The 17,675-nt window shown below is 49.6% G+C and carries 18 protein-coding genes; 5 read left to right on the forward strand and 13 right to left on the reverse strand.

The window, feature by feature from the left end:
- Window positions 1–39 precede the first annotated feature (39 nt).
- Genes L3N51_RS04875 through hjc form a run of 4 tightly spaced genes read left to right on the forward strand, consistent with a single transcriptional unit; the run spans window position 40 to window position 3,551 of the window.
- On the forward strand, window positions 40–1,758 hold the full coding sequence (locus L3N51_RS04875; RefSeq protein WP_238025818.1) for an acetolactate synthase large subunit: 1,719 nt from the start codon (window positions 40–42) through the stop codon (window positions 1,756–1,758).
- A complete protein-coding gene (locus tag L3N51_RS04880) occupies window positions 1,736–2,122 on the forward strand; it encodes an ACT domain-containing protein (RefSeq protein ID WP_238025819.1) in 387 nt (128 codons plus the stop codon). The genes L3N51_RS04875 and L3N51_RS04880 overlap by 23 nt, the downstream gene beginning before the upstream one ends.
- Window positions 2,091–3,098 carry a ketol-acid reductoisomerase gene (gene ilvC, locus L3N51_RS04885; RefSeq protein WP_238025820.1) on the forward strand — a complete coding sequence of 336 codons (1,008 nt, stop codon included), beginning with the start codon at window positions 2,091–2,093 and terminating at the stop codon, window positions 3,096–3,098. Before L3N51_RS04880 ends, ilvC begins: the two co-directional genes overlap by 32 nt.
- An 18-nt stretch (window positions 3,099–3,116) precedes the next feature.
- Window positions 3,117–3,551, forward strand: a complete 435-nt coding sequence (hjc, locus tag L3N51_RS04890; protein ID WP_238025821.1) for a Holliday junction resolvase Hjc — start codon at window positions 3,117–3,119, stop codon at window positions 3,549–3,551.
- Here hjc and L3N51_RS04895 read toward each other — a convergent pair.
- The 12 genes from L3N51_RS04895 to L3N51_RS04950 all read right to left on the reverse strand — a co-directional run bounded on the left by L3N51_RS04895 (window position 3,548) and on the right by L3N51_RS04950 (window position 13,762).
- The gene (locus L3N51_RS04895) at window positions 3,548–5,053 is read right to left on the reverse strand and encodes a PINc/VapC family ATPase (protein ID WP_238025823.1); all 1,506 of its coding nucleotides are present in this window, start codon (window positions 5,051–5,053) and stop codon (window positions 3,548–3,550) included. The genes hjc and L3N51_RS04895 overlap by 4 nt on opposite strands.
- Before the next feature lie 62 nt (window positions 5,054–5,115).
- A complete protein-coding gene (pdxT, locus tag L3N51_RS04900; RefSeq protein ID WP_238025824.1) occupies window positions 5,116–5,712 on the reverse strand; it encodes a pyridoxal 5'-phosphate synthase glutaminase subunit PdxT in 597 nt (198 codons plus the stop codon).
- Window positions 5,709–6,722 (reverse strand): pyridoxal 5'-phosphate synthase lyase subunit PdxS, encoded by a 1,014-nt coding sequence (pdxS, locus tag L3N51_RS04905; RefSeq protein ID WP_238025825.1) that lies wholly within the window; start codon window positions 6,720–6,722, stop codon window positions 5,709–5,711. The genes pdxT and pdxS overlap by 4 nt, the downstream gene beginning before the upstream one ends.
- 49 nt (window positions 6,723–6,771) lie before the next feature.
- A complete protein-coding gene (locus L3N51_RS04910; RefSeq protein WP_012021849.1) occupies window positions 6,772–7,059 on the reverse strand; it encodes a 30S ribosomal protein S26e in 288 nt (95 codons plus the stop codon).
- Window positions 7,060–7,093: 34 nt separating this feature from the next.
- Window positions 7,094–8,536, reverse strand: coding sequence for a proline--tRNA ligase (gene proS / locus L3N51_RS04915; RefSeq protein WP_238025826.1), 1,443 nt, complete (start codon window positions 8,534–8,536; stop codon window positions 7,094–7,096).
- Window positions 8,537–8,578: 42 nt separating this feature from the next.
- Window positions 8,579–8,875, reverse strand: a complete 297-nt coding sequence (locus tag L3N51_RS04920) for a V-type ATP synthase subunit K (protein ID WP_425598005.1) — start codon at window positions 8,873–8,875, stop codon at window positions 8,579–8,581.
- 35 nt (window positions 8,876–8,910) lie between these two features.
- Complete coding sequence (locus L3N51_RS04925; RefSeq protein WP_238025828.1) at window positions 8,911–9,072, reverse strand: hypothetical protein; 162 nt, start codon at window positions 9,070–9,072, stop codon at window positions 8,911–8,913.
- Window positions 9,062–9,703 (reverse strand): V-type ATP synthase subunit D, encoded by a 642-nt coding sequence (locus tag L3N51_RS04930; RefSeq protein ID WP_238025829.1) that lies wholly within the window; start codon window positions 9,701–9,703, stop codon window positions 9,062–9,064. The genes L3N51_RS04925 and L3N51_RS04930 overlap by 11 nt, the downstream gene beginning before the upstream one ends.
- Complete coding sequence (locus L3N51_RS04935; RefSeq protein ID WP_238025830.1) at window positions 9,700–11,100, reverse strand: V-type ATP synthase subunit B; 1,401 nt, start codon at window positions 11,098–11,100, stop codon at window positions 9,700–9,702. Before L3N51_RS04935 ends, L3N51_RS04930 begins: the two co-directional genes overlap by 4 nt.
- Window positions 11,100–12,875, reverse strand: coding sequence for an ATP synthase subunit A (locus L3N51_RS04940; RefSeq protein WP_238025831.1), 1,776 nt, complete (start codon window positions 12,873–12,875; stop codon window positions 11,100–11,102). Before L3N51_RS04940 ends, L3N51_RS04935 begins: the two co-directional genes overlap by 1 nt.
- A gap of 1 nt (window position 12,876) precedes the next feature.
- Complete coding sequence (locus L3N51_RS04945) at window positions 12,877–13,455, reverse strand: V-type ATP synthase subunit E (RefSeq protein ID WP_238025833.1); 579 nt, start codon at window positions 13,453–13,455, stop codon at window positions 12,877–12,879.
- 4 nt (window positions 13,456–13,459) lie between these two features.
- Window positions 13,460–13,762: a V-type ATP synthase subunit F gene (locus L3N51_RS04950; protein ID WP_238025834.1), complete on the reverse strand. Its 303-nt coding sequence runs from the start codon at window positions 13,760–13,762 to the stop codon at window positions 13,460–13,462.
- A gap of 69 nt (window positions 13,763–13,831) precedes the next feature.
- Between L3N51_RS04950 and L3N51_RS04955 the strand changes: the two genes are divergently transcribed.
- Entirely contained in the window at window positions 13,832–15,949 is a 2,118-nt protein-coding gene (locus L3N51_RS04955) for a V-type ATP synthase subunit I (RefSeq protein ID WP_238025836.1), read from the forward strand.
- On the opposite strand, the gene metG is transcribed toward L3N51_RS04955, so the two are convergent.
- Window positions 15,942–17,648, reverse strand: a complete 1,707-nt coding sequence (metG, locus tag L3N51_RS04960) for a methionine--tRNA ligase (RefSeq protein ID WP_238025837.1) — start codon at window positions 17,646–17,648, stop codon at window positions 15,942–15,944. The two genes, L3N51_RS04955 and metG, sit on opposite strands and share 8 nt — an antisense overlap.
- Between the last annotated feature and the right edge of the window lie 27 nt (window positions 17,649–17,675).

Raw genomic sequence — 17,675 nt, forward strand, 5'->3', positions numbered from 1 at the left:
GTTGTTTAGATGTAGAATTATGTATAAAGGTGATTTTGTATGCCCTCAGGTGCTAGGTTAGTAGTTGATTCTCTCAAAAGGGAGGGAGTCAAGGTAATTTTTGGAATACCTGGTCTAACCAACATGCCCATCTATGACGCCTTTCTCGAGGACCTTCAGAATGGAGAGCTACGGCACGTGTTGATGAGACATGAACAGGCAGCAGTTCATGCAGCTGACGGGTTTGCCAGGGCGTCAGGGAGACCTGGAGTGTGCACAGCCACTTCAGGACCGGGCGCCACGAACCTCGTAACGGGAATGGTTACAGCTTACTGGGACAGCTCTCCAGTAGTGGCTCTCACAGGTCAGGTGGTTAGACCGGTTATAGGAAAGATGGCCTTCCAGGAGGCTGACACTCCTGGGATTTTTGCCAATGCAGCCAAATACGTCGTGCAACTCAAGAACATCTACGAGATTCCCATCTGGATAAAAAATGCCTTCTACATAGCATCCACAGGGAGGCCAGGCCCTGTGGTGGTTGATATTCCCAGGGACATTCAGCTGGAAAAGATAGAGGACGTTAAGTGGCCTGAAAGACCGGATGTCAAGGGTTATAGACCTTTCAAGACAGTGATTGATCCGGTCAAGATCAAAAAGGCAGCGGAGATTCTGGTCGAGGCAGAGAAGCCAATCATCCTCGCGGGAACTGGTGCAGTTTGGTCCAATGCTACCCCGGAAATCCTCGAACTCTCCGAGATATTGGCTATTCCCATGGTCTCCACCCTGCCTGGAAAGTCAGCAATTCCACATGATCATCCTCTCTTCCTGGGGGCAATGGGCTACTATGGAAGGGCGGAGGCCTCCATGGCCGCCCTTGAGTCGGACGCAATGCTGGTGGTTGGAGCTAGATTAAGTGATAGAACGTTCACCTCCTACGACGAAATGATTGAAACAAGGAAGAAGTTCATTATGATAAACATTGATCCCACGGACTCGGAAAGGGCATTCAAAATAGACGTCCCATTGTATGGAGATGCCAAGATCCTTTTGAGGGAGATAATTAAGGCAGTGAGGGAGCTGGGAAGAAAGAGAGACAACTCAGCTTGGGTGAAGAGGGTCAAGGAGCTAAGGGACTATTACGCACAGTTCTACTATCACGAGGAGGACGGGAAGCTGAAACCATGGAAGATCCTTAAGACCATAAGGAACTCCATACCCAGGGACTCAATAGTTACCACAGGTGTGGGACAGCACCAGATGTGGTCAGAGGTCTTCTGGGAGGTGCTGGAGCCCAGAACGTTCCTCTCCTCCACTGGAATGGGAACAATGGGTTTTGGCCTGCCTGCGGCCATGGGTGCCAAGATGGCCAGGCCTGATAAGGTAGTCGTGGACCTGGATGGAGATGGTTCCTTCCTCATGACGGCCAATAACTTGGCCACAGCTGTGGATGAACACATTCCTATCATCTCAGTGATCTTCGATAACAGAACCCTAGGCCTGGTGAGGCAGGTCCAAGACCTCTTCCAGAGCAGAAGGGTAGTGGGGGTTGATTATGGTCCCTCCCCTGATTTCGTGAAGTTCGCGGAGGCTTTTGGTGCCCTTGGTTTCAACGCCACAAGTTATGACGAGATAGAAAGATCAATAAAGACGGCCATAAAGGAGAACATCCCGGCGGTGATCAGGGTCCCAATAGATAAGGAGGAACTGGCACTCCCCACTCTACCTCCTGGAGGAAAACTGAAACAGGTGATAGTGCGTGACCCAAGGAAGGCTACTTAGGGTAACAGGTTACTATAGGGATCCAGGGTTCCTGGAGAGGGTAATGGGGACCCTGAGGAAACTGTGGGTGGATGTGGAATGGATTAACGCAAGGAAAGTGAACGAAGACGGGTTATATGAGATCTATATGGAGGTTAAGGAAGGAAAGAACACAAACCTTGCGATCCTGAACCTGAGCAAGATGGTGGATGTGGAGAAGGTGGAGGTTCTGGAAGAGGGTAAGGTTGTTTCATACTCCTTTAACAACAAGGGCGAGATAAGTGATAATCCCGATGAGGAAAAGATGATAGTTTATGTACCAGTTTACTCTAAGATAACAGGCTATAGTTGGGGTGAGTCGTATAGCAAAGATCTACACGGATAAGGACACAACTCTCGATCCCATGAAGGGAAAGAGAATAGCCGTACTAGGTTACGGTAGTCAAGGTAGAGCCTGGGCTCTGAATCTCAGGGACTCTGGCCTTCAAGTCACAGTGGGTCTGGAAAGGGAAGGGAAGAGCTGGGAACAGGCAAAGGCAGACGGATTTACACCCAAGAAGACTGAAGATGCCGTGAAGGATGCCGATGTGGTGATCTTCTTGGTTCCTGATATGGCTCAGAGACTGGTTTACAGGGAAAGGGTTCAACCCTACCTCAAGGAGGGAATGGACCTTGTGTTCGCCCACGGATTCAACATCCACTACAGGCTCATAGAACCTCCAAGCAACGTTGATGTTTATATGGTTGCACCCAAGGGCCCAGGTCCCATAGTCAGGGATTTCTACGTAAAGGGAGGAGGAGTCCCAGTTCTAGTTGCAGTTCATCAAAACCACTCCGGAAAGGCCCTGGAGAAAGCGCTGGCCATAGCCAAGGCCCTGGGAGGTACCAGAGCAGGGGCAATAGAGACAACGTTCAAGGAAGAGACCGAAACGGACCTCATTGGGGAGCAGACCATCCTGGTAGGAGGCGTGATGGAGCTCATGAAAGCCGCGTTTGAGACCCTCGTGGAAATGGGTTACCAGCCCGAGGTGGCCTACTTTGAGACCATAAATGAGCTCAAGATGATCGTTGACCTGATATACGATAAGGGATTCATGGGAATGCTCAGGGCAGTCTCAGACACAGCCAAGTATGGTGGATTCACTGTGGGCAAGCAGGTGATAAACGAGGAGACAAGGAGAAGGATAAGGGAGGCTGCTGAGAAGGTTAGGTCAGGGAAGTTTGCAGAGGAGTGGATAGAGGAGTACGGTAGGGGTAGCCCAACCCTAAGTAAGGGCATGGAGGAAATGGATAAGAGCCTTGAGGAACAGACCGGCAGAAGGCTCAAAGAGCTCATAGAGAGAGGAAGGCCTAAATCCTAGATCTCTTTTTATAAACTTGTGAACCAAAGGAAAGCTCGAGGTTCTAACGTCGAGAGATATATTCTTTCGCTTCTGAGGGACAGGGGCTTCGCGGTCATAAGATCACCAGCTAGCGGGAGCAAGAGAAAGGACCCAGCCCCAGACATCGTGGCACTCAAAATGGGAGTAATCCTGCTGATAGAGGTGAAGAGCAGGAAAAAGGAGGGAAATGTGTACATTACAAGGGAACAGGCTGATGGAATACTTGAGTTCTCGAGAAGGAGCGGAGGCGAGTTGTTCCTAGCTGTGAAAAATCCCAAACTCCTCAAGTTCATTAGGTTTCAGGATCTCAAGAAGACTGACGGTGGAAACTACGTTGCAACTCAGGAGGCTATAGAAAAGGGAGTGGACATTGACGGCCTTGCCAGATACGTTGAATCCAAGTTTAGTAAAACACTGGATACCTTCCTTTAGGACTCCTTATCCTGTAACTTTATCCTTATCTTGATCCCATGCTTCTTCTCTAGTTTCCTCAGCTTTGTGTTGATCTTCCTGTTGAAGCTGGATATGCCCTCCCTTGGAATCTCCACCACGTACTCCCCGTTCTCCTTCTTGACCTTCGCGTCAGGGATAACCCCAGATATGGCCCTAGTTATCCTGTTCTCCATAGTGTTTAGGTTAAGTCTACCCACAGGAACTATCATGGTCTGTTCGCCGAACACGTAAATCTCGTACTCCACCCTGTCATTGAGGAAGTCCTTGATCTGAACTACAGGCCTAGCTAGGTCAGCCTCCCTTAACCCCTCTGGAACCTTTACAGTCATCTCCAAGCTGTAAACCTTCTCTACCGTGCCCTTATTTATGAAGAGTACCGTGTCCAGAATTCCCGGAACGGTTCCAAGGTCAACCCTGTTCAGGAACCTGTGTATGGCGTCTATTGCCGTCGTTGCGTGTACCACTCCTATCATGCCTATTCCAGCAAGCCTGAGGTCTATGTAAAGCCTGAAGTCCTCGTCGTTTCTCATCTCGTCATAGACGGTGTAGTCGGGCCTGCTCAGGAGTAGAATATCGTGAAGTTCCCCAATCTCCGCGTAATTCTTGGAGTACTGGGTTATATCCGCAGGGAGATGCATGTCCCTGGGGGACTCTATGGTCTTAACTATCTTGCCCATTTTCATGTAATACTCCGCCAGTGCCTGAGCGAAGGTTGTCTTGCCCATTCCAGGAGAGCCGGCAATAAGGATGCCCTCCGCCCTCTGCTCAAGCCTGTTCACCAGTTCAGGGTTAAGAGCGTAGTCCTCCAGCCTCTTCCTTGCAACCGGTCTGGTGGCTGTGAGTTCCCAGCCGTCAGACAGGGGAGGTCTCGTTATCACTATCCTGTACGTGCTCAACTGAACTATGGTTGAGCCCTTCCTCTCAATCTCTATGAAAGAGCCCTTGGTCCACCTGATTGAGTTCAGTATCTCTGAAACTATCTTCTTTATTTCCCCACCAGTCAAGGGAGTCTCCCTTAGAACGTGAAATTCCCAATCCCCAGGTTTCCCCTTTTTTGCCTTGGGAACAGCGTCCTCCTTGAGGTGAACGCTCATTGTGGACTCGTCAAAGAAGGTCTCTATGGACAGTGGTTCAGGCAGGGGTTCCAGAAACGTTACCCCAATTCCCAGAAGTTCCGCCATTTTCTTGGTAAGTTCATCTGCTGTGAGTAAGCTACATCCTCTCTCCGCGCAGTAATTCCTCAACTCCTGTTCCGCATCTCCGCTCTCCTTTCCCACCAGTTCCACAGCAAATAGGTACCTCTCTGATAGATCCTTTAGCTTCTCAATCTCCTCAAGCGCAATGTCGCTGGTGACAAGCCCCTGCTTGGATTCTTGTTCCAGTTGCCTGAGTAGGGCCCTGTGTATCAGGAACGTTCCGTTGATCAGGTTCTTCTCTATATACCTAGTAACGCCCTGAAGCAGCGAGCTCTTATCAACCAAAAACTCATTCGGCAAAAGATTATTCCCCGTTTAATCCTAGTTTTGAGTAGTAAAATAAAACACTATCTCTTGATCATCCTGAGGAAGTACTCATGAATTGACGTTGTCCCTGACAGCTCCGGGTGGAAGGTGGTTGTGAGAATCTGATCCTCCTGGGCCATTACTATCACGTCGTTCAGAGTGGCGAGGGCCTTTGCTTTCCCCCATACCTTGGAGATTGCTGGAGCCCTTATGAACACGAACTTCTCCTTTCCTCCCTCTATCTCCTCCAGGTCCACTATGGCCTCAAAGCTCTCCCTTTGTCTGCCATAATAGTTCCTGATCACTGAGGCATCCATCACCCCTATCAGGGGCTGGCCCTTCTTTCCAACCTTGGCATCCGTTACCTCCTTGGATAGCATGATGGCACCAGCACACGTTCCCAGCACTGGGATTCCCTGATTTATCTTCTCCTTTAGGGGATCCAGAAGGCCCAGCCTTAGGGCTACCTGGCCAATTGTTGTGCTCTCTCCTCCCGGGATGATTATGCCGTCCACGTCAAGGTCCTTTGGCTTCTTGACTGGAATAACTTCTCCCTTTCCTATCTTGTCAAACACTCTCTTCACGGAGAGTGCATGCTCCTCAAAGCTTCCCTGATATGCAACCACTCCTATCTTCATGCTCCCCTCACCTGCATGAGTTCCTCAGGCTTCAAGGTCTTTATGTCAATACCCATCATGGCCTTGTGCTCACTTATCATCTTCTGTGCCTCCAGAACTATCTCCGGATCCTCCCAGCCTGCGGTGGCCAAAACAATAGCCTTGGCCCTCTCCAGCGGATCCTCGCTCTTGAAAATTCCCGAACCCACGAAGATACCATCTGTGCCCAGCCACATCATCAGGGCAGCGTCGGCTGGGGTTGCTATCCCGCCAGCGGCGAAGTTGACCACTGGTAATCTAGCGTACTTCACGGTCAATTCCACCAGTTCGTAGGGAACCTGCAACTCCCTAGACTTCTTTACCCTGTCCTCCTCAGCCATGCTGAGCAGAGCCCTCAACTCCTGGTTAACTATCTTTATGTGTTTCACAGCCTCACTCACGTTTCCTGTGCCCGGTTCACCCTTGGTCCTGATCATTGAAGCTCCCTCTGAAATCCTCCTGAGGGCCTCGCCCAAACTTCTGGCCCCGTTCACGAATGGAATCTTGAATTCCCACTTATTGATGTGATGCTCCTCATCAGCTGGAGTCAGAACTTCGCTTTCGTCAATCATGTCCACTCCCAAGGCCTCCAGAACCTTGGCCTCATAATAATGCCCAATTCTCACCTTTGCCATCACTGGAATAGTGATGGAATTCATGACTTCCTCTATGATCTTGGGGTCTGCCATCCTGGCAACTCCGCCAGCCTTTCTCACGTCATAGGGGAGCTTGTCCAATACCATAACTGAGACTGCACCAGCTTCCTCCGCTATCCCTGCCTGTTCCACGCTGGTCACATCCATGACCACGCCTCCCTTCTGGAAGATTGGAAAGGCGTGCTTTACCCTAGTGGTTCCCTGAATCTGACCCGTGAAGGAAGGGGATTCAGGAAGGTAAGACATTAATCCCGAATCCTTCACCGTATCCCTTAACTCAGCTAACTTGTAGAAGAATCTCTCTACCTCATCAAATGAGAGCTCGTATAGCCTCATAAGCAAATAGAGGTGAAGTGAGGTTAAAAACTTAGATTTCTGATCCTTCCTAGAAGAGTCTTGCCCTAGACTTCCTCTCGTTCTCAGCCCTTATCTTGATTAGACCAAAGTGAACCGCACAGTTGACGCAGTAGCACTTGGTGACCGGGTACCTGGTGATTATGGCACCCTTCTTCTCCAGTTCGTTAGCCAGGGAAGCGTCCACGGGACTGTAGGTCCTTGTAACACACACGGCCTTGTCTTCCGGTACCCTTGCTCCACAGTTATCGCACATGACATACCCTACGTGACCTTTATCTCCTTTCCTTCTGCCTCTGTTCTCCCTCTTTTTGGGCAATACTTTAGCACCTCTCCTCTTTTCATTATGACCTCTAATAAGTTTTTGCTATTCGAAGGATGTTGGTTGAAGGTTTTCCACATACAACGCAGTTACCGCTAGGCTCCGGTTTCAGGGGAGCACCCAGAACCCTGGCCTGAACCTCCTCCTCTATTTTCAGACCGCACGAGTCCTGTCCACACCACGGAACCTCAGCTATACCTCCCCTGTTCTCAAGGAATTTTTTAGCCTCGTCCAGATTCTGGAACCTCTTCACTCTCTCCCTGAACTGCTCCCATGCCCTCTTTCTTAGGTCGGCGGAGATTTGATCCTCAAGGTTTCTAAACTCCTTGATCAAATCATCCTTTTTCACTGCCTTACCCTCGAGCGTATCCCTCCTCTTCAGGAACACTGTGCCTGCGTTCAGCTCCCTGGTTCCCACCTCTATCCTTATGGGCACTCCCTTTAACTCCCAGATATAGTACTTCTCCCCAGGGGTCTTGTCCTCTGAGGCATCCAAGGTAACGCGGATACCATTGGTCTTCAGGGTTGATTCTATTTCCCCAGCATACCTGTTGATCTTCTCCGTGTCCTCGTCGGTCTTCCCGGGTATTGGTATGATCACTGCCTCAAAGGGAGCCACCACGGGAGGTAGGATGGGGCCATGATCGTCGCCGTTTATGGATATGAGAGTGGCTATCACCCTGTCAGATATTCCGTAACTGGTCTGATGCGGATGAACGTGGGAACCGTCAGCCCTCTGCACCTTGTAATCCATGGCCTTGGTGAAGTGCTGACCTAGGTGATGGGCCGTTCCAATCTGCAGGGCCCTTCCATCCGGCATAATTGTATCAAGGGCAATTGTGTACTCCGCCCCGGCGAACTTATCCCACTCGGGCCTTCTGGAGATGAGATAGGGTATGCCCAGAATGTCAAAGAACCTACTGTATATCTCCACAGCCTCATCCACCTGTTTAGCGGCGTCCTCAAATGTCTCGTGAACCGTGTGAGCCTCCTTGAACGTGGTCAGTTCCCTAACCCTGATCATGGGCCTTGTGGCCTTGGTCTCATATCTGAAGACGCTAACTATCTGGTAAAACTTCCTGGGTAATTGAGTGTAGCCCTTTATCCAAAGAGATTCCATGAGGGTTATGGCAACCTCCGACGTTGGTCTGAGGGCGAATTTCTCCTCTAGTTCCTCTTCTCCTCCGTGGGTGACCCAGAAAACCTCCTTCTCGAAACCCTTGATATGCTCGCCCTCCTTCTTGAGAAGTCCCTCTGGGATGAGGAGGGGGAAGAGAACCTCCTCGTGACCGGTGTCGTCAAGCAACTTCCTAATGAGATTGGTAACGTTCTGTCTAATCTTGAAGCCGTAGGGCATCCAAACGCCAGAACCCTTAACAGGATACCTCCCGTAGTCATATATTTCTGCCTGAGAGATGACCCAATCAAACCACTCGCTAAAATTAGAGGACCATTTTTCCCTTGATATCTTCATGGGAGGAATCCAAAAAACTTGACCTAAAAAGTTTGGGGGTTTTTAGAACTTACCGAACAACATTAGCACTGCGAACAGTATACCGTATACTGCTATTCCTTCCCCTATGGCCACGAAGATCAGCACGGTACCGAACATGTCCCTTCTCTCTGTTAGTACACCTATACCAGCTGCAGCAGCCATACCCACGGCCATGCCAGCGCCAATTGCTGCAAGACCCACAGCTAGTCCTGCACCAATGTTAATCCCTGAAAAACCAGTTGAAGTCTCTGCAGGAGACTGAGCAAATGCCACAGCAGACCCCATAAGGAGCGGTAGAAGGAGTATTACATATTTCATTCTCTTTGAATATTCCATGTTAAATCCACCACTGTTTACTTTGGCAGTTCCTTTAAAGCCTTTCTCCTTATTTCCTCCATGGCCTTTCGTTTAGATTCCAGTATCGAGGAATACTCCTTGTTCAGCTGGTCCTGAATCTCCTTCATTTTTTCATCAAGTCTCTTGTTAAGATTTGAAATAAAGGGATTAGCGTCCATCTCCTCTCCTCCTCTGTAAGATCCTTCTTGTGACTTTAAGCCTAACGAATTCCTCCCTGCTCCTGTCATTTAGAATTGATCTAATGTATTTCACCGAGTTGTTGTAGAAGGGAAGTATTGAGGTGTCTATGGCGTTGATTAGGCGCTGGGTTCTTCTGAGCTCGGCAACAAGCGATCTGATGGTTGACTCAAGCTCCACAAGTTTGATGACCTTAATCATGGTCTCCCTCATCCTGTCGTAAGCCTCGGAAAGGTAGGGAGAGGTTTCAACTTCGCTGAAGGGTTTTGGGGGAATGCTGGTTTCACTAAGTTCGGTGATGGGAATCTTGACTCCGAAGATGACCTTAGTGGAGCTTTTTAACTGAAGTGAACTGGTCTGAGAATTGGCTATGGTCTCTATGTTCCCAATACCTTCATCAACAACGGCCTTCATGTAGCTGTCATAGACTACCTTCAAAGCCTCGTTAACCTCGTTGTAGATCTTCTCGTACTCGTTTACGTAAGTCCTCAGATAAATGAGAAGAACTTCCCTCTTGTTCTCCAATAGCCTCTTGATTACTCTGATGAGCTTGAGCTGATTCCTCATGCTGATGAGGTTTATCTTTGTGGGGAGTACCCTCCTAGAGCTCATTTCTTACCACGGTAGGCTGGATGATACTTCTTGATAAAGTCCACCTTCACGTTTGTGAGCTCCCTCTCTGGCAGAATGGAGAGGACCTCCCATCCAATATCTAGAGTGGTCTCTATATCCCTGTTTTCGTTAACCCCTTGACTTACGAATTTCCTTTCAAAGGCATCACCGAACATTAGATACTTCTTGTCTGTGTCAGAAAGGCTATCCTCTCCAATGATCGCTGCAAGCCCTCTTGTGTCAACGGCCTTTGCATAGGCCGCAAACAACTGGTTGGACACGTCCTTGTGGTCATCCCTGGTCTTCCCCTCACCTATTCCATCCTTGGCGAGCCTTGACAGGCTCATGAGAACATTGATTGGTGGATAGATTCCCTTGTTATACAGGCTCCTGTCCAAGGTAATCTGACCCTCGGTGATGTAACCTGTCAGGTCTGGAATTGGATGAGTTATGTCATCGTTTGGCATTGTCAGGATAGGCATCTGGGTTATGGATCCCTTCTTTCCCACGACCTTCCCAGCCCTCTCGTATGTCTGGGCTAGATCGGTGTACATGTAACCGGGATAGCCACCTCTACCAGGTACTTCCTCCTTTGAGGCACTTATCTCCCTGAGCGCTTCGCAGTAGTTGGTCATGTCAATCAGAATTGCCAAGACGTGCATGTCCTGTTCAAAGGCTAGATACTCCGCAAGGGTGAGGGCGGTCTTGGGGGTGAGCGTCTTCATAACTGGAGGCTCGTTTGCCAGACTCATGATCAGGGCTACCCTGTTTATTGCCCCTGTCTCTTCAAAGAACTTCCTGAAAAACAGTGCCTCGTCATATCTCACTCCAATGGCACCGAAGACCACAGCGAAGTTGCTCTCCTCTCCCCTAACCGTTGCCTGCTTGGCTATTTGCGCTGCGAGAATGTTTGCAGGCAGACCGCTCCCGCTGAAGATTGGAAGCTTCTGACCTCTGAGCAGTGAGTTCAGGCCATCAATCGCGGAGATACCGGTCTGTATGAACTCCTCAGGATAGTCCCTGACTGCAGGGTTCAGCGGTTCGCCGTTGATGTCCCTCTTTTCGCCCTTTATCACCATGGGGCCGTTATCCAGGGGATCACCCAGGGGGTTGAAAATCCTTCCCAGCATCTCCTCCGATATCTTTACCTCAAGTCCCCTACCCAGGAATCTCACAGTGGTTCCAACTGGAGATATTCCCCTGGTTCCCTCGAAGACCTGCACTACAGAAATTCCCTTCTGACTATCTACGACAATTCCTCTTCTCTTCTCACCATTGGGCATCTCAACCTCAACTAGCTCGTTATAGGCGGAGTCAGCAACGCCCTGAACCATTACCAGGGGACCCTTAATCATGGAAATATTTGAGTACTCCCTCACATTCATGGAAGACTCCATTAAGCACCAGCCTCCTTCAAGAGTTCATCGAACTGAGCTTTTAACTTGTTCTCTAGTTCGTCATATTTCTGAAGTTCGTCGTTCTTTATGGTGGCCTTTGATCTAATTATGTCAGGGACTACAGTTATTTTGTCAGCGATCTTCTTCACTGGTATCCCTCTCTCCACAGCGTTGGTGGCGTACTGGTTATAGTGATAGATCAGTTTCATAATCCTAGCCTGCTTCTGAGGCGAAGAGAAAGCGTCAATGTCGTCATAGGCATTCTGCTTCAGGAAAGCTTCCTTGATGAGTCTGGCTACCTCTAGGGTCAGCTTATCCTTCTCCGCGAGTGACTCTGGACCCACTAGCCTAACGATTTGCTTCAGCTCATCCTCTCTAAGAAGGGTCCTCACCATGAAGTCCCTCATTATCCTCCAGTCTGGATCAACGTTCTTAATCCACCAGTCAGACACTAGGTCCACATAGGACGAGAAACCCTGGAGCCAGTTAACTGCCGGGTAATGCCTGGCCTGAGCCAGGGACACGTCCAATGGCCAGAATACCCTGACGAATCTTAGTGTAGTGCTGGTAACTGGCTCGGTGAAGTCTCCTCCAGGCGGTGAAACGGCAGAAGCCAAGGTAACTGAGCCGAACCTCTCCGGGTTACCAAGCGCTCTAACCCTTCCTGCCCTCTCGTAGTACTCGGCAATTCTGGAGGAAAGATAGCTTGGGAATCCCTCCTCCGCCGGCATCTCCTCCATTCTACCTCCCAGATCCCTAAGGGCTTCAGCCCATCTGGAGGTAGAGTCGGCAACCGTGAGCACGTCATATCCCTGGTCCCTGAAATACTCGGCCAAGGTTACTCCAACGTAAATGCTTGCTTCCCTGGCAGCAACGGGCATGTTACTGGTGTTGGCCACAAGGACTGTCCTTTCCAGAAGGGGCCTCCCTGTCCATGGGTCCTTGAGCTTGGGGAAGCTTCTCAGTTCGTCGGTCATCTCGTTACCTCTCTCTCCGCATCCAACGTAAATTACGATTTTTGCCTCGCTCCATTTGGAAAGGCTCTGCAGGGTTACCGTTTTCCCACTCCCGAAGGGTCCTGGAATGGCTGCAGTACCTCCCTTAGCCATGGGAAATATGGTATCTAGGATTCTGACACCAGTGAGCAGTGGTTGAGTGGGATCCAGTTTCTCCTTGAATGGCCTGGGAACTCTGACAGGCCATTTCTGCATCATTTTCACTGGAACTTCGTCGCCATTCATGTCCACAATGGCCACGTTATCCTCTACCCTGTAGTCGCCCTCTGCGACAATTTCCTTTAACTTTCCGTGAACGTAAGGAGGAACCAGTATCCTGTGCTCCACCAGCCCAGTCTCCTGTACTGTTCCCAGGATATCACCCGGTTCAACCTTATCACCCTTCTTAATCTTGGGAACGAAGTGCCACTTCTTTTCCCTGTTCAGCGTGGGTAACTTTATTCCCCTCTTGATGAAGGGTGACTTTGTAACCTCCTTTATTTCTCCCAGGGGTCTAAGCAATCCGTCAAAAAGTTGCCCCAGAAGGCCAGGACCTAGCTCCACGGAAAGCGGAGCCCCGCTTCCCACAACTGGCTCTCCAGGCCTTATACCGCTTGTATCCTCATATACCTGAATGTAGGCCCTGTCCCCTTCAATCCTTGTGATTTCGCCCACCAGTCTGGGTTCACCAACCTCGACAACTTCAAACATCTGGGCATCCTTCATACCCTCGGCCACAACCAGTGGCCCGTTCACCCTAGCAACTTTACCCTGTGCCATCTTACATCTCACCGAATAGAATCTCAGCTATCTTAGGTTTTAGTGACTCAAAAACTTGATCCAGTATCAGGTTCAGGGAGTAATCCCTCACTAGCCCAACGTCCGAGTACTGTATCTTGACTCCTCCCATGATCTTTGGGTCTGACTTGACCTCGGCCTTAACCTTCAATCCCTTCACCATCTTCTGGACCTGATCCACCTCATCCTGAGAGCAGTAAATAATAGAGCCGTCCCTCGCCTCCCTTCTGAGAACAGACTCTATGCCCTGTCTATACCCCTGGGAACTCTTAACCTTCCCCAGGGACTTGACTGTGCCCTCATAAACCTTGTTCAGCCAGTAGTTCTTCTCGCTAAGAACTGCCCTCTTAACCTCAATATCCAGCCTGGCCCTCTCCCCCTCTATCTCCTCCTTGGCCTTTGTCACCATGTCCTGGATCTTGGCAGTGTACGTTTTTTCTACACTGTCTCTCTTTTGCTTTATCATGTTAAGTGCCTCCTCAAGGGCCTTACTTAATTCCTTGCTTATGACCTGCATTTCCGTGTCGATCACCTGTTCCATCAATTCCTCTACAGAGACCATACCATCACCCGAATCCCAGAGCCTTTAAAACCATCTTCTTGACGTCAATAGGTTTGGATTCCGAGAACGGAGAGGGTATGATAGTTACCAGTGGTTTAGTGAGATTTGAAATCATTGAGTCCACCTTCTCCTTGACTGGCTCGTACACATCCCTGGTTATTAACACAAGGTCCACGTCGTCCCTCTTCTTCACGGAATCAATCTCCTTCTCCAAGTTAAGGGGATCCTCAATCACTTCCCCTTCCGTTCCCATCATTTTAAAAAGAGAAACCGTATACCTGTCTCCCAGTAGCAATATTTTACCCATGACGTGCTCTCATTTGCTATGAAGATTAAATATTTTTAAGATATAGCTCATACTACTCCCGATAGTGTATTGATCTTTCCTGAAAACATGGTAAAAGTAGAAATTATATCACCAGTTGACCAAAAAGATAAGGTAGCCACAGAGATCTTAAAGTTCGGGAAAATAGAGGTAATAGAGCCAGCCCACCCTATCTCAAACGTGAGGTTCGAGGACGCCAGAAGGGAACTAACGGCAGTTCAGGAACACGTCAATAAGATCAGGTTAATCATGGAGATAGCGGGTACTCCCCTGGAGCCCAGGGGAAGGATGAAGGTGGACTCCTCCTGGACTGACGTGGCCAAGAAGCTTTCAGAGGAGGCGTCTCTGGAGGAGTTCAGATATAAGGACCTACTGGAGGAGATAGGAAAACTCAAGGGCGAGATCGACCTGTATCAGGCACAGCTCAGGGAACTGGAGCCTTTCAGCGGAATTGCCACTGACCTTTCCACCCTTTACTCGCTGGAGACGTTGGATGTGGCCCTAGCCGTTCTGACGTCTGAACAGCTTAACAAGGTGAGACAGAACAAGGACATAGCAGTGGAGACATCCTCACTAAAGGATGGTAAGTACGCTTGCGTTCTCATCTCTAGGAGGAATGTGATATCCCTTGATCAGGTATTGAAGGAGCTAGGAGTTAGAAGATTTGAAACAGGTGAGGGGAAATCCCCCTACGAGGTATACAAGGTTATAAGCGAGAGGATAGGGGAACTGAGGAAAATTCTGGAGGAGACCAGAAGTAGTCTAATTAAGAAGATTAGGGAAAACGAGAGGGAGTTCAGTGAGCTATATGGAAAACTTCTCACAGTGAGAGATGCGCTCACCCTGCTTTCCAAGGGAAGAATATCGGAACATTTCTTCCAGGTAGAAGGTTACGTTCCTGAGAGGGACTGGAAAAAACTTAAGTCGTCACTGGATCAGGTTGCGTTGACTGAGAGCGCCAATCCAAGGAGGTTTGGAGAGGAGGAGGAACCTCCCACGTATATCCGTCTTCCCAAGAGCATTTCGGCAATAGAGTCTGTCGTGGAAATTTACGGTACACCTTCATACTGGGAGATCTCTCCGCTAGTGTTCCTAGTCATAACCTTCCCCCTCCTGTTCGGTTTGATGTTCCCAGATGTGGGAAATGCCCTTGTACTTCTGATCTTTGCGATCTTCTTCCACAGATACGGCGTTAAGAAGGGAAGCAACAATATCAAGAACCTTTCCCTTATCCTAGGTTACTCCTCCGTGGTTGCCATGATAACAGGTTTCCTGGCGAGGGACTTCTTCGGTCCTCTACCCGTGGGCGGTCTCAAGGAGATGGGTATAGCCAACGTGAGCGGTCCCCTGGACAGTGTGTGGCCAGTTCCAGTGAGCGTAACTGAGGCACTCTCACCTCTGCTTCCCTTCGGTGAGTACAGCACCAGCACCTCAATCGAACACACGATAATCCTCTCCATACTGCTGGGAGCAATAGCTCTCTTCGTTAGCTCTCTCCTGGGAGTAGTAAACGCCGTGAAGAAGAGGGACCCTGAATTCCTCGTGTTTGAGAAACTACCCCTCCTGGTGCTTTACACAGTACCTCTGGTGATATTCGGGTATGGTGTGACCGATCCTTCCCACTATTTCAGTACCGTTGGAGTGCTTCTTGGCGACATCCTGCAGAACCTGCTGAGCGGTATACATCCCAACCTGAGCAACCCCACCTCTGCCCTAGCTTACGGGCTGATAGTGTGGGTTGAGATAGGTCTTATCTACAACTGGATCGCCAAGGCAATAGTCCTGAAGAGACACGATCATGCGTCCACAGGGAGCGCCCTCGCCATGGGATTCATTGAGGGAGGCTTTGAGGCTGCCATTCTCCTGTTATCAAACACAATATCCTTCATAAGAATTCTAGTGTTCGCATTGGCTCACTATTACCTTCTCTACGCCTTCTCCTACATGGCATACCTAGTGGTGGGACATCCAAGCCTCTTCGCGCTGGGCACCAACCCCGCTTCAATAATCATTCTGATAATAGGTAACCTTCTGGCAATTGGACTGGAAGGACTGGTGGTGTTCATACAGGACATGAGGCTTCACTTCTACGAAATGTTCAGCAAGTTCTATGAAGGAAGAGGGAAAAAGTTTGAGCCTCTAGTGGCATCGGTGGAGCTGGCTACTTAAGAAGAGCAGGTCTTCTTTTTTCTACTTCCTTTCTCACTTTTTCCAGAATCTCGTTAAGGTTCTTTTCAAACTCGGGTGGAAGCTTCTTGAACACCGGCGTTGGTTTTCCAACAATGTGACCGGGTTTAAGGGGTTCCTTGGCGTTGTCCCAGCTTTCCTGTGTGATATCAAGCCCCAGCTGGTCGTAAATCATCTTGGCCTTCTCGGGGATAACTGGGTATAGCATGAGGGCTATTGCCCTGATTGCAGAGCTTGCCACGAAAAGGGTATTGGAGGCATCCTCCACGTCCGTCTTTATCTTATCCCATGGGGCCTTCTCGTTGAGGTAAGCGTTGGTTTCCCTGGCTAGCTCCAGAACAAGCTCTGTTCCGCCCTTCAGTTTTCCCTTCTCAAACATGGAACTAACGTTATCCAAGGTCTGCCCTATCCTGGAAAGCAATTTCCTGTCTACCTCCCCCAGGTTCTTGGGTTCAGGTATCTTCCCCTGGAAGTATCTGTTCACCATTGTTATCACCCTGTTCACGAGGTTACCAACATCGTCATTGAGTTCGCTATTCACTATCCTTGTCGCCTCAGTCCAGGTGAAGTTCATGTCCTTCTCCTCCGGTCTCATCCTGATGAGAAGAAATCTCCAATAATCGACTTCCATGATAAGGGGAGCCTCGTCTATCCAGATTCCTATCTTCCTACTTTTGCTGAACTTCTGTCCCTCGTACATGAGATACTCCGTGGCAGCTATCACCGTGGGAAGGGCATAATTCTTCTCTGAAGCGAGCAACATGGCTGGTAGAATCACGGCGTGAAATGGGATGTTGTCCTTACCAATGAAGTAGTAACTTCTCACCTTCCCGTTCTCCCAAAATTCCCTCCACCTTTCCGTCTCGCCTCTCCTCTGGAAGTACTCCAGGGTAGCAGAGAGATAGCCCAGAAGGGCCTCAAACCACACGTAAATGGTCTTTCCCTCTGCACCGGGGAAGGGAGCGGGAATTCCCCACGAGTTGTCCCTGGTCAGGCTTCTGGGTTTCAATCCCTCGTTCACCCAGCTGAGCGCAGTACCCTTCACGTTCTCCGGCATATCAGGAGAGGAGGTTATCCACTCCCTGATGGACTCGGAGAAGGGCCTAAGGTCAAAGAACCAGTGTTTGGTCTTCCTGTTCACGGGAGGAGTTCCGCAGATGGCACACCTGGGATTAATGAGAAGGGATGGGGTCAACAATCTACCGCAACGGTCACACTGATCTCCCCTGGCGTCCTCAAAACCGCAGTAGGGGCAGGTTCCCTTCACGAACCTGTCTGGAAGAAATAGCTTATCCTTTTCACAGTAGGGAAGTTCCTCCTCTTCCACCTTGATATACTTGCTAACTCCCAGAAGGAACTCCTTCACAAAGCTCTTATGAACCTCTGACTCTGTCCTTGTGTAGTTGTCAAAGCTAATGTTCCAGGTCTTGAGAAACAGTTCAGTATCATACTCGTGAGCCTGATCAGTGAGGGACTTGGGACTCACTCCCCTCTTTATTGCCTCAATCTCTATGGGAGTTCCATGCTCGTCACTCCCGCTCACGAAAACCACGTTCTCCTTTCCGTACTTAAGTCTGGCGTAACGGGCGAAGACGTCCGCTGAAAGGATTGAGCCTATGAGGTTGCCAAGATGGGGAACTGACTGAACGTAGGGCCAGGCCGATGCCACTAGAATCTTCAAGTAATCACCCTAACAGATTCACCTAGT

The sequence above is a fragment of the Metallosphaera javensis (ex Hofmann et al. 2022) genome, from assembly GCF_022064045.1.
In the GTDB taxonomy this organism is placed as follows: Archaea; Thermoproteota; Thermoprotei_A; order Sulfolobales; family Sulfolobaceae; genus Metallosphaera; species Metallosphaera javensis.

Coding starts and splice junctions, on each gene's coding strand:
- L3N51_RS04925 (WP_238025828.1), bottom strand. CDS start 9,072: ATGGACGCTAATCCCTTTATTTCAAATCTTAACAAGAGACTTGATGAA.
- L3N51_RS04945 (WP_238025833.1), bottom strand. CDS start 13,455: ATGGTCTCTGTAGAGGAATTGATGGAACAGGTGATCGACACGGAAATG.
- L3N51_RS04950 (WP_238025834.1), bottom strand. CDS start 13,762: ATGGGTAAAATATTGCTACTGGGAGACAGGTATACGGTTTCTCTTTTT.
- L3N51_RS04920 (WP_425598005.1), bottom strand. CDS start 8,875: ATGAAATATGTAATACTCCTTCTACCGCTCCTTATGGGGTCTGCTGTG.
- pdxT (WP_238025824.1), bottom strand. CDS start 5,712: ATGAAGATAGGAGTGGTTGCATATCAGGGAAGCTTTGAGGAGCATGCA.
- pdxS (WP_238025825.1), bottom strand. CDS start 6,722: ATGAGGCTATACGAGCTCTCATTTGATGAGGTAGAGAGATTCTTCTAC.
- L3N51_RS04940 (WP_238025831.1), bottom strand. CDS start 12,875: ATGGCACAGGGTAAAGTTGCTAGGGTGAACGGGCCACTGGTTGTGGCC.
- L3N51_RS04930 (WP_238025829.1), bottom strand. CDS start 9,703: ATGAGCTCTAGGAGGGTACTCCCCACAAAGATAAACCTCATCAGCATG.
- L3N51_RS04875 (WP_238025818.1), top strand. CDS start 40: ATGCCCTCAGGTGCTAGGTTAGTAGTTGATTCTCTCAAAAGGGAGGGA.
- L3N51_RS04935 (WP_238025830.1), bottom strand. CDS start 11,100: ATGGAGTCTTCCATGAATGTGAGGGAGTACTCAAATATTTCCATGATT.
- proS (WP_238025826.1), bottom strand. CDS start 8,536: ATGAAGATATCAAGGGAAAAATGGTCCTCTAATTTTAGCGAGTGGTTT.